This is a genomic window from Kitasatospora sp. Ki12 (assembly GCF_054601375.1).
Map to the genome: position 1 here is coordinate 710,612 of NZ_BAAIHT010000002.1, position 18,542 is coordinate 729,153.

At 71.7% G+C, this 18,542-nt stretch carries 12 protein-coding genes and 2 pseudogenes; 10 read left to right on the forward strand and 4 right to left on the reverse strand.

Translation table 11 applies throughout. The annotated features are described in order from the left end of the window. Positions 1-429 precede the first annotated feature (429 nt). The 3 genes and pseudogenes from melC2 to ACYP53_RS20715 all read right to left on the reverse strand — a co-directional run. Positions 430-1,257, reverse strand: a complete 828-nt coding sequence (gene melC2 / locus ACYP53_RS20705; RefSeq protein ID WP_189914405.1) for a tyrosinase MelC2 — start codon at positions 1,255-1,257, stop codon at positions 430-432. A 50-nt stretch (positions 1,258-1,307) separates the two neighbouring features. Further along, the gene (gene melC1, locus ACYP53_RS20710) at positions 1,308-1,706 is read right to left on the reverse strand and encodes an apotyrosinase chaperone MelC1 (RefSeq protein ID WP_459648446.1); all 399 of its coding nucleotides are present in this window, start codon (positions 1,704-1,706) and stop codon (positions 1,308-1,310) included. A 373-nt stretch (positions 1,707-2,079) separates the two neighbouring features. Beyond that, a pseudogene (locus ACYP53_RS20715) lies at positions 2,080-2,199 on the reverse strand (flavodoxin family protein); the annotation flags it as partial. A 370-nt stretch (positions 2,200-2,569) separates the two neighbouring features. Between ACYP53_RS20715 and ACYP53_RS20720 the strand changes: the two are divergent. The 9 genes from ACYP53_RS20720 (at position 2,570) to ACYP53_RS20760 (ending at position 16,457) form a co-directional block, all read left to right on the forward strand. Further along, the gene (locus tag ACYP53_RS20720; RefSeq protein WP_459648447.1) at positions 2,570-4,642 is read left to right on the forward strand and encodes a non-ribosomal peptide synthetase; all 2,073 of its coding nucleotides are present in this window, start codon (positions 2,570-2,572) and stop codon (positions 4,640-4,642) included. Continuing rightward, positions 4,639-7,611: a type I polyketide synthase gene (locus ACYP53_RS20725; protein ID WP_459648448.1), complete on the forward strand. Its 2,973-nt coding sequence runs from the start codon at positions 4,639-4,641 to the stop codon at positions 7,609-7,611. The genes ACYP53_RS20720 and ACYP53_RS20725 overlap by 4 nt, the downstream gene beginning before the upstream one ends. A 34-nt stretch (positions 7,612-7,645) precedes the next feature. Next, a complete protein-coding gene (locus ACYP53_RS20730) occupies positions 7,646-7,852 on the forward strand; it encodes an MbtH family protein (RefSeq protein WP_459648449.1) in 207 nt (68 codons plus the stop codon). Then, complete coding sequence (locus tag ACYP53_RS20735; RefSeq protein WP_189914415.1) at positions 7,849-9,138, forward strand: MFS transporter; 1,290 nt, start codon at positions 7,849-7,851, stop codon at positions 9,136-9,138. Before ACYP53_RS20730 ends, ACYP53_RS20735 begins: the two co-directional genes overlap by 4 nt. Continuing rightward, on the forward strand, positions 9,131-9,925 hold the full coding sequence (locus ACYP53_RS20740) for a thioesterase II family protein (protein WP_459648450.1): 795 nt from the start codon (positions 9,131-9,133) through the stop codon (positions 9,923-9,925). Before ACYP53_RS20735 ends, ACYP53_RS20740 begins: the two co-directional genes overlap by 8 nt. Positions 9,926-9,933: 8 nt before the next feature. Continuing rightward, positions 9,934-11,679, forward strand: a complete 1,746-nt coding sequence (locus tag ACYP53_RS20745; RefSeq protein ID WP_459648451.1) for an acyl-CoA dehydrogenase family protein — start codon at positions 9,934-9,936, stop codon at positions 11,677-11,679. A gap of 84 nt (positions 11,680-11,763) precedes the next feature. Beyond that, on the forward strand, positions 11,764-13,140 hold the full coding sequence (locus ACYP53_RS20750; protein ID WP_459648452.1) for a condensation domain-containing protein: 1,377 nt from the start codon (positions 11,764-11,766) through the stop codon (positions 13,138-13,140). A 35-nt stretch (positions 13,141-13,175) separates the two neighbouring features. After that, positions 13,176-15,038 (forward strand): non-ribosomal peptide synthetase, encoded by a 1,863-nt coding sequence (locus tag ACYP53_RS20755; protein WP_459648453.1) that lies wholly within the window; start codon positions 13,176-13,178, stop codon positions 15,036-15,038. A gap of 45 nt (positions 15,039-15,083) precedes the next feature. Beyond that, the gene (locus ACYP53_RS20760) at positions 15,084-16,457 is read left to right on the forward strand and encodes an ATP-grasp domain-containing protein (RefSeq protein ID WP_459648454.1); all 1,374 of its coding nucleotides are present in this window, start codon (positions 15,084-15,086) and stop codon (positions 16,455-16,457) included. Positions 16,458-16,536: 79 nt separating this feature from the next. On the opposite strand, the pseudogene ACYP53_RS20765 reads toward ACYP53_RS20760, so the two are convergent. Then, positions 16,537-16,817 (reverse strand): annotated as a pseudogene (locus ACYP53_RS20765) (flavodoxin family protein); the annotation flags it as partial. A 493-nt stretch (positions 16,818-17,310) separates the two neighbouring features. Here ACYP53_RS20765 and ACYP53_RS20770 point away from each other — a divergent pair. Continuing rightward, positions 17,311-18,090, forward strand: a complete 780-nt coding sequence (locus tag ACYP53_RS20770; RefSeq protein WP_459648455.1) for an SDR family NAD(P)-dependent oxidoreductase — start codon at positions 17,311-17,313, stop codon at positions 18,088-18,090. The last annotated feature ends 452 nt before the right edge of the window (positions 18,091-18,542 follow it).

The following is an 18,542-nucleotide window of genomic DNA, read 5'->3' on the forward strand; positions in this document are numbered from 1 at the left end:
CGGGCGCGCCGCCGTCGGCCACCGGCACGGTGAGGCGGGCGTCACCGCTCACGCCCCCACGGGCCGGGTCTCCGCGGGAGCGGGGGCCCGGCCCGTTCCCGTCCGCGCGTACGCCAGCAGTTCCCGGGTGCACGGGTCGGCAGGAGCCTCGCACAGCCTGCACGCCGGGCCGCTCTCCACGATCCGGCCGGAGCGCATCACCGCGATCCGGTGCGCGACGTGCCGTACCAGGGCCAGGTCGTGGCAGATGAGCAGGTAGGCCGGGCGGCCGGGCGGACCAGCTGGGACTCGCCTTCCCGGAGGGGCATCACGTCGTCCACGGATATGAGATCGACGGACGCCAGGAAGACTCGTCCGGTCTGGCGGCGCCGGGAGCGGGGGCCGGAGCATCGGCCACTGCTCCGGCCCCCCCGGCCCGCACCGGCCGGATCAGTACGCGCTGTCGTACGTGTAGAACTTGGTGTGGTCGAGCAGGTCGGCCGGGGTGACGTCGTTCCACGGCTTCATGGTGTCGTTCAGGGCGACCACGTTCCTGGTGCGGCGGACCGGCTGGTAGCCCTGGCCCGGGTGGCGGCTCTGCCAGCCGGCCCAGAGGCGGTCGATCATGCAGTGGTGCATCCAGAACACCGGGTCGTTGGGCGACATTCCGGTGCTCATGTTGCCGCCGACCCAGACGTGCACCCGGTTGTGCAGGTTGATGCCCGTCCAGCCCTCCAGGTTGTTGCGGAAGCCCGAGCTGGAGCTGTTGAACGGCGCGGCGTCGTACGTGGCGATCGCCAGCACGGCGTCCACGTCGGCCCTGGTCGGCAGGGACTCCCCGCCCTGGCCCAGCTCGCGGGTCAGGTAGTTGCGGGTGTCGGGCCTGACGGTGAGCGTCCAGTTGCCGCCGCTCTGCGCGAACGGGCCGGTGGCGACCCGGCCGCCGGTGCCGGTGCCGTCACCACCGAGGAAGTCCGGGCCCCAGAGCGAGGAGTTCGGGGTGCGGTCGGTGGTCCAGTCCCAGTACGGCAGCGTGACGGTGGCGTCGATCGCCTGCAGCGCCCGCTCGAAGCGCAGCAGGAAGCTGCGGTGCCAGGGCAGGAAGGACGGCGCACGGTGGCCGGTGCGCTCGGTGGTGTCGGTGTCGCTCATGATGAAGTCGTTGTGCGTGCTGACGAACGCGTCATAGGTACCGCGGCGCTTGAGTTCCAGGACCGCGTTGACGAAAGCGCGCTTCTCCGCGGCCGTCAGGGTCGCCTGGTTCTTGCGGACTGCCATGGTTCTTCCTTCGAGGGTGGTTTGTGCGTAGGCCGGAGTGCGGTCCGGAGTCAGGCGGCGAGCGGGGCCAGGTCGGCGCCGTCCAGGGAGTTGACGGCGGCCCGGGCCAACGCGCGCGGCGTGGCGAAGGTCTGGTAGTGGTTGATGACGCTGATCCAGGTGCCGTCCGCATTGCGCATCATGTGCAGTTCCCGGCCGTCGATCAGCACCATGTAGCCGCTCATCGCGTGGTGGCCCTCGCCGGACATCGGCATGCCCTGGATGCGGCGGTTGCGGAAGACCTCGTCGAAGCTGTCGCCGCTCTCGGTGTCGGCGCCGCTGGCGGGTGTCACGGTGGGGCCGGTGAGGCCCAGGACGACCGTGCCCGCGGCGACGGCCGTCGCGACGACGGTGCCTTGCAGCATCCGCCGGCGGGTGATTTCGGTGGTGGTGGTGGTGGATTCGGACATGGCAGTGCCCCCCAGATGGAAAATGTGAAGAACTTTCAGTGCCCCCGTTCTTCGCGGACCGGTCGGCAACGTCGCGTGCCAGCCCCCGTCGGCGCTGGTCAGGACGATCCGGTGGCGATCGGCCCGCTCGGAATCATTCCTACCAGTCGTGAGCGAACACTCCGTATGTGTGATCGATCCGAGGAGCTTGAGTGACCGTTTCAAGCCGGTCGCGTGAAAGTTGTTGCATCTTCTACAGACGTCAGACCTTCGGTTCGCGGCGAATCCCGCACGCGGAAACCGAAGATCCTTCGCCAGAACGGCCGCCGCGCCGCAAGGCCTGCGGCCCTGACGCACCCTTTGTGACGGTCGCTACACGAACAGGATGGCGCGAACAGCCGCCTACCCGGCCGTAGAGGGCGTACTGGCCTTCGGAGTCGAGGATCGAGGAGCAGGCGTAGAGCCGCTCGACGACCTTCTTCATCACGGAGGAGTTGTCGCCCAGCCAGATCGGCGGAACCCTTTGGCACCCTAGCTGACCTGCAGAAACAACAAGAAGACAACGTGCCGATCTCGCGGCCCGCCGGGCGCCCGGCCGACCCGGGCGCCGCCGACACGCCGGGCACACGTGACGGCGAGCGCGCAGCAACCGTGCATCCCGACGAGGACCCGAATCCAAGGCGTCGCCAACCAACCCGGTATGCCCGCGTGAGGGGGCTCTCGGGGGTTTCCGGGGAGCGTTGGGCGTGCTCGTTCATCGGATGTCTACCGGCGCCTCCCACACTCCTCGGCAGCAAGCTCGCTGATCGTTTGAAAGCTCAACAGCAGCTGTCTCTACAGCTGCCGTGACGTCGACGACCCGCGATGACCCCGCCCGGCTTCCCATGAGCTTCCTGAATCCCCGCCCGGCCGGGTCGGGTTCGCTTCGGACGGACGGCACGGCCGGGGCCTGCGCCCGTCCGTTGTCCGGCGGGCTGCTGAACGTGCCGTTTTGGAGAGGAGTTGGCCTCGTGAGGCCCGAACTGAGTCAAGAGGATGAGAGCCGAGCCGCTACCGCGCTCTCATCGGCCGGTCCGCGTGCCGCGGTCTGCGTACCGCAGCTGTTCGAGGAGCGGGTACGGGCCAGCCCTGGTGCTGTGGCTGTCGTCGACCGCGACGGGTGCGTGACGTATGCGGGGCTTGACGCTGCCGCGAACCGGCTGGCCGGAGTGCTGGTGGAGCATGGTGTGGGCGCCGAGAGCGTGGTCGCGGTGAACCTGCCGCGCGGGCGTGGACTGGTGACGGCGGTGCTGGCCGTGCTGAAGTCCGGTGCCGCCTACCTGCCGCTCGACCCGGCGCTGCCGGCCGAGCGCCGCGGGTACCAGCTGGAGGCCGCCGGTGCCGCCCTGCTGATCGGGCCCGAGGGCTGTGAGGGGGTCGAGGGGGTCGAGGTAATCGAGGTGGTCGAGGTGGTCGACCTGGCTGTCGGCGAGCCGGCCGGGCGCTCCGCGCGGAACCCGGCGGTGGCGGTTGCCCCCGGCGACCTTGCCTATGTGATCTTCACTTCGGGTTCGACCGGGCGCCCCAAGCCGGTGGCCGTCACCCACGGGTCGCTGGCCAACCACGCGGTTGCCGTCGGTGCGGCCTTCGACTTGACCGCAGCCGATCGGGTGCTGCAGTTCGCCGGTCCGGGGTTCGATGTGTTCGGCGAGGAGGTGTTCCCGACCTTGCTGGCCGGCGCCCGGGTGGTGGTGGCTCCCGATTCGGTGCCGTCGCCCGCGGAACTGGAGGAGCATCTGTGCCGTGAGCGGGTCACGGTGGCCAACGTGCCGACGCCGTACTGGGACCAGTGGGTCCGCGATCTCGACGCCGAACCGCGGGAGGTGCCCGAGGCCCTGCGGCTCCTGGTCGTGGGCAGCGACACCGGGCACACCCGTACGTTGGCCGGCTGGCGAGGGCATACCTCGGTGCCCGTGGTCAACGCCTACGGTCTGACGGAGACCACCATCACCGCCACGCTCCAGGCGTTCACCGGGGAGGTGATGCCCGAGGGGGAGACGCTGCCGATCGGGCGGCCGCTGGCCGGGGCGCGGGCGTATGTGCTGGACGCCGATCTGGAGCCGGTTGCGGCGGGCACCCGGGGCGAGCTGTACCTGGGTGGGGCGGTGCTGGCTCGCGGGTACCTGGGGCAGCCGGGGCTCACCGCCGACCGTTTCGTGCCGGACCCGTTCGGCGAGACGCCGGGTGGGCGGCTCTACCGCACCGGCGACCTCGCGGTGCTGCGCGCCGACGGTGCCCTGGCCTTCGCCGGGCGGGCCGACGACCAGGTGAAGATCCGCGGCCAGCGGGTCGAACCGGCGGAGATCGGTGCGGCCCTGTGCACGCACCCCGCGGTGCGTCAGGCGCACGTGCGGGCGGTGGACGACGAGGCGGACGGCAAGCGGCTGGTCGCCTACGTGGTCGCTGCCGAAGTCGAGTCGTCGCAGCTGCGCGCCCATCTGGCCAAGAGTCTGCCTGCCGCGATGGTCCCGGCCTCCTACGTGCTGCTCGACGAGCTGCCGCTGACCGCGAACGGCAAGATCGACCACAGGGCGCTCCCGGTGCCGGCCGCCGCCGACGCCACGTCCGGCGCGCCGCAGGCGGTGGCGCTGACCGGCCTGGAGGAGCGGATAGCGGCCGTGTGGCGTGAGGTGCTGCGGGTCGGCCAGGTCGGGCTGGACGACAGCTTCTTCGAGATCGGCGGTCACTCGCTGCTGCTCGTTCAGGTGCAGCGCAAGCTCAGCGGGGCGCTGGGACGCCAGGTTCCCGGCGTGGCGCTCTTCGCCCATCCGACCGTCCGCAGGCTCGCCGCCCATCTGCGCGACGGCTCCGGGCCGGCCGTCGGCGCGCTCGGTGACGAGCGTGCCGACGAGCGCCGCAGCGGGTACGCCCGGCTCCAGCAGCGCCGCGCCCGCCAGAGCGCCGGGGGTGCCCGATGACGCAGGCGGCACAGCCGGTGGGTCCGGACAGCCCCTTCCTCGCCGTCGTCGGGATGGCCGGGCGGTATCCGGGAGCGCGTGACCTCGGGGAGTTCTGGGACAACCTGGTCAAGGGCGCGGAGTCGGTCACTCGCTTCCCCGGCGACCCGTCCACTCCCGAGTACGTCCCCGCGCTCGGAGTACTGGAGGACGCGGACGGGTTCGACGCGGCGTTCTTCGGCTACTCGCCGCGGGAGGCGCTGATCCTCGACCCGCAGCAGCGGCTGTTCCTGACCTGCGCCTGGGAGGCGCTGGAGGACGCCGGGTACGACGCCCGGTCCTGTGCCGGGCCGGTCGGCGTGTATGCGGGCAGTAGCCAGACCGGCTACCTGGACACGCTGACGGCCCACCGCGACCGGCTCGGCCCGGTCAGCGAGTGGCAGCTGCGGCTGGCGACCGGCATCGACTTCCTCACGTCGCGGGCGGCCCACCGGCTCGGTCTCACCGGGCCGGCGGTGACGGTGCAGACCGCCTGCTCCACCTCGCTGGTCGCCGTTCACCTCGCCGCGCAGGCGCTGCTGTCCGGCGAGTGCGACCTGGCTCTGGCCGGCGGGGCCAGTGTCAACGTCCCGGCGCGCCTGCCCGAGTACTCCGAGGGCGGTGTCATCTCGCCCGACGGCCGCTGCCGGGCCTTCGACGCCCGGGCCCGTGGGACCGTTGCGGGCAACGGTGTCGGCATCGTCGTCCTCAAACGGCTCGCCGACGCATTTCAGGACGGCGACCACATCCGTGCCGTCCTGCGCGGCAGCGCGGTGAACAACGACGGCATGGACAAGGTGGGCTTCACCGCTCCGGGAGTGGCCGGCCAGGCCGAGGTCATCCGCGCGGCCCACCTGGTGGCCGATGTCGAGCCGGACAGCATCGGCTACGTCGAGGCGCACGGGACCGGGACGCCGCTGGGTGACCCGATCGAACTGGCCGCGCTGACCCAGGCCTTCCGGCGCGGCACCGACCGGCGCGGGTTCTGCCGGATCGGGTCGGTGAAGACCAACATCGGCCACACCGACGCGGCCGCCGGGGTGGCGGGCTTCATCAAGGCGGTGCTGGCCGTCCAGCACGGCCTGATCCCGCCGAGCCTGCACTACACCTCACCCAACCCCGAGATCCCCTTCGCGGACGGCCCGTTCGTGGTGAACACCGGACTGTACCGGTGGCGCCCCGACGGTCCCCGCCGGGCCGGGGTCAGCTCGTTCGGGATCGGAGGCACCAACGCGCACGCGATCCTGGAGGAGCCGCCCGCGCGACCTCGCCCGCCCGCGCCACCTCACCCGCCCGCCGCGCCCGCAAGCCATCTGCTGGTGCTGTCCGCCCGGACCGCCCCCGAGCTGGACCGCGCCGCCGCCAGGCTCGCCGAGCACCTGCAACGGCAGGCCGCCGACGCCGCCGACCCCGGCCGGGAACTGGCCGACACCGCCTGGACGCTGCAGACCGGCCGCCGCGCCTTCACGCACCGCCGGTTCGCCGTGGCCGCCGACCACGCCGAGGCGATCGAAGCACTGACCGGGGCCGGCACCTTCGGCCACCCGCCCGTGGGCGGCGAGCGGCCGGTGGCGTTCGTCTTCCCCGGGCAGGGCGGACAGCACGTCGGCATGGGCCGCGAACTGTACGAGAACGACCCGGTCTTCCGTGCCGAGGTCGACGCGTGCTGTGCGCAGCTCGCGCCCACGCTCGGCCTGGACCTGCGGGCGGTTCTGTACCCTGCCGGCGGGCAGCAGTCCGCGGCGGCCGAAGAGCTGCTGCGCGACATGAGCGTGGCCCAGCCGGCCGTCTTCGTGGTGGAGTACGCGCTCGCCCGGATGTGGGAGCAGCGAGGGGTACGGCCGACGGCTGTCGCCGGGCACAGCCTCGGTGCCTTCGCCGCCGCGTGCGTGGCCGGTGTGTTCTGCCTGCCCGACGCGCTCCGGCTGGTCGCCGAGCGCGGCAGGCTGCTTCAGAGCCTGCCCGTCGGGGCGATGCTGGCCGTGCCGCTGTCCGAGCGCGACGTCACCGGACTTCTCGGCGACGGCCTGGAGCTCGCGGCCGTCAACGGACCGAACCAGTGCGTTGTGTCCGGGCCGCGGGGGGCGGTCGACGCGGTCTTCGCACGGCTGACGGAGGACGGTGTCGACGCGCGCCGGCTGCGCATCGCCGCCGCCGGACACAGCGCTCTGGTGGAGCCGATCCTCGACCGGTTCGCCGCCCTGGTCGCCGAGCTCGACCTCAAGGCGCCGTCGATCCCCTGGGTCGGGGACACCAGCGGGGAGTGGGTCCGCATGGACCGTGTTCCGGGCGTCGAGTTCTGGACCGCCCACATGCGCCAGGCGGTGCGCTTCGGCGACACCCTCGCCACCCTGTTCGCCGAGCCTGACCGGATCCTGCTCGAAGTCGGCCCCGGCCTGGCCCTGACGACACTGGCCCGCCGGCACCCGGCCCGCACCGAGGGCCACCTGGCGCTGCCCAGCCTGCCGCACCCGGCCGGCGAGCAGTCCGCCCTGCGGACCTCGCTGGCCGCCGCCGGACAGCTGTGGGCGGCCGGCGTCGAGCTCGACTGGCCGCGGCTGCACGAAGGCCACCGGCCGGGCCGGACTCCGCTGCCGACCTACCCGTTCAGCCCGCAGCGGTACTCACCGCTCCCTGCCGACGACCCCGCGCCAACCGTCACCGCCCAGCCCGCGCCGACCGTCCCGAAGCCCGCCCAGGACGGCGACACCGAGACACAGCTCGCCCGGATCTTCGGTCAACTGCTCGGACTGGAGCACGTAGCGGCGCAGGACGACTTCTTCGACCTGGGTGGGGACTCGCTGATCGCCGTTCAACTCGCCTCTGCCGTCCGTGCGGCCTTCGGCGTACGCATCACCGTCAAGCAGGTCTTCACCGCCCCCGCACCGCGCCGACTGGCCCGGGTGATCGACGCCGCCCGGGTGACCGACGCCGCCCGGCAACCGGCCTGAACCGTCATCCGACACACCGACCCGAAGGACAGCCATGTTCGAGGACAACGACGACCGGACCTACGAGGTGGTCCGCAACACCGAGGAGCAGTACTCCGTCTGGCCGGCCGGCCGGGCGCTACCCGCCGGGTGGGAGAGGACGGGCGGACGGGGCAGCAAAGCGGACTGCCTCACCCTGATCGACGGCCTGTGGAGCGACCTCCGGCCGAAGAGCGCACGTGAACGGGCGGCCGCCCGATGACGCGACCGGCCCCTCCGCCGGGACTGTCGCGCCACCAGGGCTTCCGACGGCTGTGGGCTGCCCAGACGGTCAGCGTGCTCGGCGCCCAGATCTCCGAACTCGCGCTGCCCCTCGCGGCCGTGACGGTATTGAAGGCCACCCCGTTCCAGGTGGGCCTGCTGGCCGCCGTGCAGTACCTGCCGTTCCTGCTGGTCGGCCTGCCGGCCGGGGCATGGGTGGACCGGACGCGCCGACGGCCCGTCATGATCGCAGCGGACCTGGTCCGCTGCGCGGTCCTGCTGACCGTGCCGGCGGCCGCGCTCTGCGGGGTTCTGCACCTGTGGCTGCTGTATCCGGTCGCCTTCGCGGTCGGGGTCATGACGGTCTTCTTCGACCTGGCAGCACAGTCCTTCCTGCCGACCCTGGTCGGCGAGGAGCAGCTCGTCGAGGCCAACACCAAACTGCAGCTGTCCGAGACCTCCGGTCAGCTGGCCGGCCCCGGCGCCGGCGGATTCCTGGTCCAGCTGCTGACCGCGCCACTCGCCGTACTCGCCAACGCGCTCAGCTACGCCGGGTCGGCGGCCCTGCTCCTGCTGGTGCGGGTGGAGGAGCGCCCGGTCCGCGACGCGGTCCGGCCCGGACTGGTGGCGGAGGTCAAGGACGGCCTCGGGTACGTGTTCCGGCACCGGCTGCTGCGCCCGGTAGCGCTGAGCGCGGGGATCGCCAACCTCTTCGGCCTGTTCGGCATGGTCCAGGCGATCCTGGTGCTCTACGCGGTCCGTGACCTGCGGCTCTCGCCGGCCGGGCTGGGCACCACGCTCGCGATCGCGAACGCGGGCGTACTGCTCGGCTCGCTCGCCAACGGCCGGGTGGTGCGGCGCCTCGGCGTCGGGCCGTCGCTCACCTGGGCCGCCTTCGGGCTGGGCGGCACCATCCTGCTGCTGCCGCTGGCCACCCCTGGCACCGCGATGCCCGTCCTGGCGGTCGCGATGGCCCTGGCCGGGCTGTGCGCCTCCGTCTTCAACATCAACCAGATCAGCTTGCGGCAATCCGTCACCCCCGCCCCGATGCGCGGGCGCATGACGGCGACGCTGCGGTTCGTGGTCTGGGGCGTCATCCCCGTCGGGACTTTCCTCGGAGGCGCACTGGTCGGCCCGCTCGGACTGCGCGGCGCCCTCTGGCTCGCCGGTGCGGGCAGCGTCCTCGCCGGGCTGCCGCTGCTGTTCTCCGCCGTGCACTCACTGCGGGCCATGCCCGACGCCGCACCGACTGCCCGATCGATGAGCCAGGAGACCCTTCATGCCTGAGGTTCCGGGGCACACCGTCCCACGCTGGCTGGTCAACCGTCGCAAGCGCCCCGACGCCACGATGCGGCTGTACTGCTTCGCCCACAGCGGCGGCTCGGCCGCCGAGTACGTCCGCTGGGGCGACGACGTGCCCGGCATCGAGGTGTGGGGCGTGCAACTGCCCGGCCGCGGCTCGCGGCTCGACGACCCGCAGTACACCCGGGTCGGCCCGCTGGTTCACGATCTGGTGCAACAGGCCGCGTTCCGCGCACCGTTCGCCTTCTTCGGACACAGCCTCGGCGCCCTGCTGGCCTACGAGACCGCGCGCGCCCTGCGCGAGCACGGCCTGCCCGGCCCCGAGCGCCTGCTGCTGTCCGCCTGCCCGGCCCCGCACCGGCCCCGCGGCCTGCCGCCGATCCACCACCTCGGCGATCGGGAGCTGTTCACCGCCATCCAGGGGCAGTACGGCTCACTCCCCGACGAGGTGGCCGAGGACCCGGACCTGCTCGCGATCATGATGGCCTCGCACCGCTCCGACTTCGAACTGGTCGACAGCTACCGCCACACCCCCGGCGAGCCCCTTGACCTGCCGCTGCACGTCTTCGGCGGCACCGAGGACCGGCTCCCCGCCGAGGAACTCGCCCAATGGCAGGGCCACAGCCGCGGACCGTTCGCCCTGAACCTGCTGCCAGGCGGTCACTTCTACCTCCGCGAGCACCGCGCCGCCCTGCTCGCACTGGTCCAGGCCGCACTCACCGACCGCCGGCGCGCCGGGTCGCCTGTCGGCTCCCTCTCCCACGACCTGTGAAAGCAGACATGACTCACGACACCATCACTCCGGCCGGCTTCCTCGCCGAGCTCCACCTGGGGCGCGTGCGCTGGGACCTGATCAGCCCCTTCCCCGCCCCGTCCGACGAGGACCGCGCCCGCGGCGACGCCGCCGTCGCCGAGCTGACGCGCTTCCTCCAGGAGACCGTCGACCCGACCGAGGTGGACCGCACCGCGAAGCTGCCCGACGGCTTTCACGAAGCCTGCGCCGCCCGCGGCTACTTCAAGCTTCAGGACCCGCTTGAGCGCGGCGGTCTGGGCCTGTCCGCCCACAACGCCTTCCGGATGATCCAGGCTGCCGCAAGCTGGTCGGTGACCGCCTGCTACGCCATGTCCGTCCACCTCGGACTGGGCGCCGGCGCCTATCTGCCGATCCTGGCCGACGGCGAGCTGAAGTCCGAACTCGAACGGCTGCTCGCGGCGGGCGCGATCTCCGGCGACGCCGACACCGAGCCCACCGGTGCGATCAACCGGACCCGGGCCACCACCGCGGTGCCGACCGAGGACGGCACCGGATTCCGGATCAGCGGCGAGAAGGTGTTCATCCAGAACGGGCCGATCGCGGGCCTCCTGAGGGTCTCGGCCACCGTGCGCGACAACGGCCGGGAGTACATCCGGCTGTTCTTCGTCGACACGACCGACCCCGGCTTCACGGTCAGGTCCTGGCACGAGTACCTGGGTCTCAAGGGCCTGCCCAACGCGGCCCTCACCTTCGACCGGGTCTTCGTCCCGAACAGCCGGGTCTTCACCCTCGACGGCCTGACCGCCGAGGACGAGTGGCGTCTGGCCCCCGAACTGCACACCATCAGCGTCCGCGGCCGGATGTACCCCATCTCGGCGCCCGCCCTGGCGATCGGCCGGCTCTGCCTGCACTGGTCCCGGGAGTTCGTCCGGCGGCGTTCGGTCGGCGGGCTCGGCCTGGAGCAGTACGACGAGATCCAGCGCATCGTCGCCGCCAACCTCGCCGAGACCTTCGCCGTGGAGAGCGTGGTGGAGTGGTGCCTGCTGGCCGAGGAGCGCCACCCGGGGATCGACCTGGACCCGGAGCAGACGGCAGCCAAGAACATCACCTCGATGACCAGCTGGCGCATCGTCGACCGCACCCTGTCCCTGCTGGCCGCCGAGGGCTTCGAGACGGCGACGAGCAAGGCCCGGCGCGGCGCACAGCCGCTGCCGGTGGAGCGGTTCTTCCGCGACGCGCGTGCCCTGCGGGTGGCCGGCGGGGTGGACTTCCTCGTGGACCACTGGGCCGCCCGGCACCTGCTCTCGCGCCACTACCCGAAGCCGCAGGCCATCGCCGAGGCCGCGACCGACCTCACCGCGGCGGACGCCTGCCTGTCCCCTCGCAACCGGGACCACCTGCGCTTCGTGGCCGAACAGGCCGTGTGGTTCGCCCGCCTCAGCCGCGACCTGGTGGACCGACACCCCGACCCCGAAGAGCTGTTCGCCGAGGAACGCACGCTGATCCTGCTCAACCGGCTCTCCGCCGAGCTGTTCAGCATGTCCGCGGTGCTGGCCAACGCCGCCCGACTGCACGGCGAGGGCACCGGACCGGCCCAGGACCTCGCCGACGTGTTCTGCGCCGAAGCACGCCACCGTATGGCGGACGCCCAGCGGCGCCTGGCCGACACCGACGGACCCGACCACGCCGGCGCCTGTGCGCAGTGGCTTCACGGCGACGGCCTGGAGTTCCTGCTCCGCGACACCGTCACCGCCACCCCACCCGCCCGCTGAGCAGGTGGTGTCCGAGGCCGCCCCCAGCCCCCCGTCCCCAGCCCCGCACACCGAACGACCACCGACCCGGAAAGGGCCGCGCCGATGTTCAACCTCTCCCGCTCCCAGGAGATCGTCTGGCTGCACGAGGAACTCTTCCCCGAGAGCCGCGCCTACAACTTCACCGCCTCGCTCGACCTGCGCGGCCCGCTGGACGAGCCGGCCCTGCGGCAGAGCCTGGCGATCGTGCTCGCCCGCCACGAGGCCTTCCGCCTCGAACTCGATCCCGAGGACTTTCCACCGAAGCAGCGGGTGAACGGCACCTGCGCACCGCGCTACCGCACCGTGGACCTGACCGGTGACGAAGACCATGAGGCGGCCTTCGAGGCCCTGTGGCGCGAGCAGCACGACGAGCCCTTCGACACCGCCGAGGCGCCCATGGTGCGGTGGAGTCTGATCAGGCTGGCCGAGGACCACCACCGGCTGCTTCACACCGAGCACCACCTGGTGCACGACGGCTGGTCCTTCGGCCTGGTCCTGCGCGACCTGTTCACCACGTACCGCGCGCTGGCCCAGGGCATCCCGGCCGACCTGCCCGAGCCCCGCTCCTACGTCGAGCACGTCCGCCGGTCGGTGGCCGCCGAGGAACAACCGGGCCACCAGGACGAAGCCCTGGCGTACTGGCGGGGCGCCCTGGACGGCGCCGCCTTCGACCTGCCACTGCCCGGCCTGGCCGCCCCGGGACGGGTCCGCGACATCCCGCACGGCGACCAACTGCGCCAACTGCTGGAGCCCGAGCTGGCCGAGCGCCTGCGGACGACCGCCCGCCGGGACGGACACACCCCGTTCTCGGTTCTGCTCACCCTCTTCGCGGAGCTGCTACGCAGGCAGAGCGGCCGGTCCGACCTGGTGATCGGCAGCGCGGTGGGCAACCGCCCGCCCGGCTTCGAGGAGAGCGTCGGAATGTTCGTCAACACCATCCCACTGCGCATCCGCCTCCACCCCGACGACAGTGCGCTGAACGCGGTCGACGAGGTCACCGAGGTCCTGATCCGCTCGCTGCCGCACCAGGGCGTCCCGGTCCAGGACCTGGCCCGCGAACTCGGAGAACACTCCGGCACCGGCCTGGACAACCCACTGTTCCACGTCATGTTCAGCGCGCACGACGCGCCGATCCCGCACGTCGAGGGTCTGAACCTCGAGGTGTCGATCCACGAGGCGTTCAACACCGGCACCTCCCGTTTCGCCCTCGACGTGGTACTGATCCCCGACTCCCGCCGGACCGTCAACACCCGCTCGGGCCGCGGCGGCATGCTGCTGATCTGGGACTACGCCACCGACCAGTACGACAGCCCCCGGATCGCCGACATGCAGCGGCAGTTCACCGCGCTGCTGGAGGCCTACCTCGCCGACACCGCGACCGGCCTCGCAGCGCTCACCACAACCGGCCTCGCAGCACTCACCGCAGCAGCCGACGGCTGATCCCACCACCCCGAACCATGCCCCGAGGAGACGAGATGACTTCCCACGAACCGACCGGCCACCAGCCGCCCAGCATCGCCTGGGGAGGTGAGCCCGCGCCCGCTCCCGCACCGGGGGCGGGACCACTCGAGTGGTTCGACAGCTGGCTGGCCGAGCAGCCCGACGCCCCGGCGGTCGTGGACGGCACCATCACCTGGAGCTACCGCGAGCTCGACCAGGCCTCCGCCCGGATCGTGCGGGCCCTCGGCGGCCGGGTCACCCGCGGCGAGTTGGTGGGAGTCTGCCTGGAACGTTCCGCGCTGCTGGTGGCCGCGGCGGTCGCGTTGGCCAGGATCGGCGCGGTCTATCTCTCCCTCGGCGCGCAGCCGGGGGCCGCGCGGGTGGAATCGATCACCGAGGACGCCGGCATCAACTGCCTGCTCACCGACGGCACCACCACCCCGCCACCCGGCTGGACCGTTGCGCCGGCCGACGCGGTGGACGGGCTCATGATCGCTCTGCGCGGCGGACGGGCGAACGGTGCGCCCAGCGATGCCTTCTGCGCCGTCACCACCTCGGGCAGCACCGGCAAACCCAAGATCGCACTGCTGCCGCAGGGGGCGATGGCCAACCTGGTCCGCTGGACCTGCGACCGGCTCGAGATCGGTCCCGAGTCCCGGGTGGGTCTCTTCGTCGGCACCACCTTCGACGCGCACCTCAAGGAGTTGTGGGAGGCACTGTCGTCGGGAGCCACCTTGCACGTCGCGCCCGAGGACGCCCGCGGCTCGACGGCCGAACTGTTCCACTGGTGGCAGGAGTCCGGCCTCACCCACTGCCTGCTGCCGACCCCGCTCGCCGACCTCGCCTTCACCCAGCAGTGGCCCGCCGGCCTGGCCATGCGCCACATCCTGGTGGGCGGCGACCGGATGCGGGTGCGGCCGCCCGCGCAGTGCGCGGCGGTCGTGCACAACGTGTACGGTCCCGCCGAGGCCACCGTGCTCACCACCACCCACCGCCTGCAACCCCACAGCGACGACCCGACCGCCGTCGTGCCGATCGGACGGCCGCTGACCGGTTACGCCGTCTTCATCACCGACGAGGACGGCCGGATCCTGCCCAGGGGACATGCCGGAGAGGTCCGGATCGGCGGTGCGGGCCTGGCGCTCGGCTACGTGGACCCGCAGCGGACCGCCGAACGCTTCGTGCCGGCCCCCGCAGGCCAACCGTACGTGGACCGTGTCTACCGGACCGGCGACAAGGCGGTGATGCGCGCCGACGGCCCGCTGGAATTCCTCGGCCGCATGGACGACCAGGTGAAGATCAGCGGCGCGCGGATCGAACCGGCCGAGGTCGAGGCCGCCCTGGAAACCCACGACTCGGTCCGGCGCGCCGTCGTGGTCCCGTACCAGGGCACCGGCGGCGGTCTACGGCTGGCCGCCTTCCTCCTGCTCGCCGAAGGGGCGCAGGCCGACGAGGACGCCGTGCTGGCCGCCGCCCGCGCCCGGGTACTGAAGCAAGCGGTGCCCGCCACGGTCCGCTTCGTCGACGCCTTCCCGCTGAACGCCAACGGCAAAGTCGACCGCACACTGCTCGCCCGGCAGGCCGCCCCCGCACCGTCCACCGGACCTGGGGTGTCCACCGCACCTGGGGCGGCGCCGACCCGGCAGACCCCGCCGGCAGAGGACACCGAAGCGTTCCTCCTCGCGGCCTGCCGCCGGCTGCTCGACCAGCCCGACCTCACGCCCGCCGACAACTTCGCCGAATCGGGCGGGACTTCGCTGGCCGTCGCGCGCTTGATCGCGCTGATCGAGAGCACCTACCCGATCCGGGTCAAGGCCGCAGAGGTCATGCGCCAGCCCGACCTGGCAGCCCTGGCCGCCCTGGTCGGCACCCGCCGCGCGGCGTCGGCACGCAGCTGAACACTCCCGCCACCACTGCCCACCCGCCCCCTGAGAGGACCTTCCGTGGACCGCCCCACGCTGACCGAGCAGTACCTGGCCGAACTGAGCGAAAGCACAGCCACCGCAGCCGAACTGCTCGGTCGTGCGCAGCACGACACCCTGCTCGCCATCGACTACGAGAACCGCTTCCTGCCCCGCCCGCTCTTCCTCGGCCACGAAGAGCGAGAGCAGCTGATGGAAGATCTGGAAACGCTCCACACCGCGCTGTTCAGCCTGCCCGACAGGCTCTTCGACGGCGACCTCGGCGCGTTCGCCCGGGCCGTCGGCATGACCGAGACCCAGATCGAGGTGATCCTGCGCAGCCAGGGCGCCAGCGCGACCCGCATGGCCCGTACGGATCTGTGCGTCGACGACAGCGGATTCAAGGTCATGGAAGTCAACATGACCAGCTCGCTCGGCGGCATGGGCAACGGCGTGATGGCCCAGGCCCTGCTGGAACACCCGCTCCTCGCCGGCTTCGCCGCCCGGCACGGCCTCGGCTTCGCCGACACCGCCAGGGAACTGCTGCACACCATGTACGCCACCACCGGGTTCGACCCGCAATCCCGGCCGGTCATCGCGGTCGCCGACTGGCCGAGCAGCTACCTGAGCGGCTGGGCCGCCTTCCTGGAGGAGTTCTGCGCCCATCTTCAGGCACTGGGCGCGGACGCACACCCCTGCCACATCGGCCAGCTCGACTACCGCGACGGCCGGGTCTGGCTCGGCGACCGGGCCGTCGACATCATCCACCGGATCTTCCTCGCCGAGGACCTGCTCGAATCCGCCGAAGCCCCGGCGCTGATGGACCAGGTCGTCCGCGCCGCCGCAGCCGGCCAGGTGAAGCTGTTCGTCCCGCTGGACGCAGAGCTCTACGCCAGCAAGACCACACTCGCGATGCTCTCGGACGAGAACAACCGGCACCTGTTCAGCACCGAGGAGCTGGCGGCGTTCGACCGCATCCTGCCCTGGACCCGAACCGTCCGGCCCGGCACAGTGACGCTGGAGAGCGGACAAACGGTGGAACTACTCGACTACGCCCGGGCCAACCGAAACGACCTCGTACTCAAACCGACGGTACTGCACGGTGGCAGCGGTGTGGTCCTCGGCGGGGACGTGACCGAGGAGAGCTGGGCCGCGCACCTCGACGCCGCGCTCGGCAAGCCCTACATAGTGCAGCGCCGGATCTGCCCGGTCACCGAACTGTTCCCGGACGAGAACGGCCAGTTGCAGCCATGGCTGCCGGTCTGGGGCGTGTTCACCATGGCGCGCGGCTTCGCCGGCATCATGGCCCGCGCCACCCCCCTGGAAGCCAACGTCGGCGTGGTCAACATCACCAACGGAGCACACGCCGGCACCGGACTGTACGAGCTGCCACCCCACAAGCGCACCGACGAGTAACCGACTCCGGTGACGAAGTCGCCGGAGGTGCGCCGCCGGATGAGCCCGTCTTCCCCGTTCCCTTCGAACTGATGCCGGTTCAACGGTGCTCGGAGTTCTCGAAGTCGAAGCGGCAGCCCGCGTCCCACTCGGAGCGCTGGTTGCCGTGGGCCGGGATGCCGCCGGCGTCCTTGAGCAGGCGGGCCAGGTGGAGCCGGTTCCAGGTCATGAAGGTGGTGTTGCGGTTGGTGAAGTCGTTCTCCGGACCGCCGGAACCGGGGTCGAGGTAGGACGGGCCGGGCCCGGCGCCTCGCCGACCCAGCCGGCGTCGGCCTGCGGCGGGATGGTGTAGCCGAGGTGCTGGAGGCTGTAGAGGACATCTCATGTGGAGAGTCGGCGGTGACAGATGAGGGCGGCCGCGATGCTGGCGAACGCAGCGAGGTGGTCGGCCTTGCGCTCGTAGCGGCGGTAGGGCCGACGGAAGCCGATGAGCCACGCGGTTGGGTCGGCCGCGCGGCGAGGTGCCGGCTCGTGGCAGGTCCTTTCCGCGCGACCTCCCACCGAACCGGACATGACGGTTTCGCCGGGACATCGCGCCAAGCCACTCCTTTGCGCACCACATAGACGATTCCCACCAGAGCAACCCGATCCGGAACCGGCAACCGCCCGGCATGACGACGATGCCGGACAGGTCGAGCCGCAGCAACGGCGCACCGCGCTCCCAGAGGTCGTCAGGAACAAGATCAGTGGGCATCCGCAGACCCTGTCAGAGGCACTGTCAACCACAAGCCGATCCACAGCCTCATTCCCAACCGCTCAGTTAGCCTGAGTCGTTCCCGGATTCGACCGGGGCATCACGAGGGGAGAAGCGATCATGGGGGAACTGGACGGCAGGACCGCGCTGGTGACGGGCGGCTCACGTGGAATCGGGCGCGCGGTCGCCCTGCGGCTCGCCGCTGAGGGGGCGCTGGTCGCGGTCCACTACGGCGGCAACGACGCGGCCGCCGCGGAGACCGTGGCGCGGATCGCCGAAGCCGGCGGCCGGGCGTTCGCGGTCCAGGCCCGGTTCGGCGAGAGCGGTGCGGTGGACCGGTTGTTCGAGGGGCTCACCGCCGGGCTGGCGGACCGCGGCGCGGACGGCCTGGACATCCTGGTCAACAACGCGGGCATCCACTCGGTCAGTTCGATCGGGCAGCTCACCGAGGAGGAGTTCGAGCGGCTGCTGGCGGTCAACGTGAGCACGCCGATCTTCGTGGTCCAACGGGCGCTGCCGCTGCTGCGGGACGGCGGACGGATCGTCAACATGGGCTCGGCGGCCACCCGGATCGCGGAACCCGGCCAGATCGGCTACACCGTCACCAAGGCAGCGCTGGCAGCCCTCGGCCCGTCGCTCGCCAACGAGCTGGGCCGGCGTGGTATCACCGTGAACACGGTCGAACCCGGAGTGGTGCTGACCGACATGATCGCTCCCTACGCTGCGGTTCCCGAGGCGGTGGCCGCACTTGAGTCGATCACGGCGCTCGGACGGATCGGCGAGCCGGAGGATGTCGCGGACGTGGTGGGCTTCCTGGCGGGCCCGCAGGGGCGCTGGGTGACCGGCCAGACCATCGACGTCTCCGGGGGCACCTACCTCGGACCGCTCGCAGCCAAGTGATCCACATGAGTTCGGTGTGGCGGTTGGGAGGTGTGGGCGCCGTCGGGCAGGGTCTGGCGGGTGGTTGATGACAATGCGGGAGACTGCCCGCCATGACCGATGCCGCCGCATCCGCCCAGCCGCCTACCGGCGACGAGCGGTGGCGCCTTCGATCTGTCAAGGCCGATGGACGCCTGACGACCTGTCACGGAACGATCGCCTCGGTTGGCACTGGGCCCACCCGAGTTGGAAGGACGGTGCGGTGTGGCGCAGGACCGCGCTCAGGGCGATTCGGCAGTACTGAACATCGAAGGTCCGCTGGCAGAGGCTTGCACGTGCGGCCCCGGCTGCTCATGTGGCTGCCAGTCCGGTGGCTCCTGCCAGTGTGGCGGATGACCAGGTAGCCCCTACCGCCCGGTACGGACCTCTCAGAGCCCGTGCCGGGGCGGAGTGCTCTGCGGCTATGTTTTCGC

What these genes read in the sequence shown, in the direction of transcription:
- ACYP53_RS20720 (WP_459648447.1), top strand. Translation starts at nt 2,570, where the DNA reads ATGAGCTTCCTGAATCCCCGCCCGGCCGGGTCGGGTTCGCTTCGGACG.
- ACYP53_RS20725 (WP_459648448.1), top strand. Translation starts at nt 4,639, where the DNA reads ATGACGCAGGCGGCACAGCCGGTGGGTCCGGACAGCCCCTTCCTCGCC.
- ACYP53_RS20735 (WP_189914415.1), top strand. Translation starts at nt 7,849, where the DNA reads ATGACGCGACCGGCCCCTCCGCCGGGACTGTCGCGCCACCAGGGCTTC.
- ACYP53_RS20745 (WP_459648451.1), top strand. Translation starts at nt 9,934, where the DNA reads ATGACTCACGACACCATCACTCCGGCCGGCTTCCTCGCCGAGCTCCAC.
- ACYP53_RS20755 (WP_459648453.1), top strand. Translation starts at nt 13,176, where the DNA reads ATGACTTCCCACGAACCGACCGGCCACCAGCCGCCCAGCATCGCCTGG.
- ACYP53_RS20750 (WP_459648452.1), top strand. Translation starts at nt 11,764, where the DNA reads ATGTTCAACCTCTCCCGCTCCCAGGAGATCGTCTGGCTGCACGAGGAA.
- ACYP53_RS20740 (WP_459648450.1), top strand. Translation starts at nt 9,131, where the DNA reads ATGCCTGAGGTTCCGGGGCACACCGTCCCACGCTGGCTGGTCAACCGT.
- melC1 (WP_459648446.1), bottom strand. Translation starts at nt 1,706, where the DNA reads ATGTCCGAATCCACCACCACCACCACCGAAATCACCCGCCGGCGGATG.
- ACYP53_RS20730 (WP_459648449.1), top strand. Translation starts at nt 7,646, where the DNA reads ATGTTCGAGGACAACGACGACCGGACCTACGAGGTGGTCCGCAACACC.
- ACYP53_RS20770 (WP_459648455.1), top strand. Translation starts at nt 17,311, where the DNA reads ATGGGGGAACTGGACGGCAGGACCGCGCTGGTGACGGGCGGCTCACGT.
- melC2 (WP_189914405.1), bottom strand. Translation starts at nt 1,257, where the DNA reads ATGGCAGTCCGCAAGAACCAGGCGACCCTGACGGCCGCGGAGAAGCGC.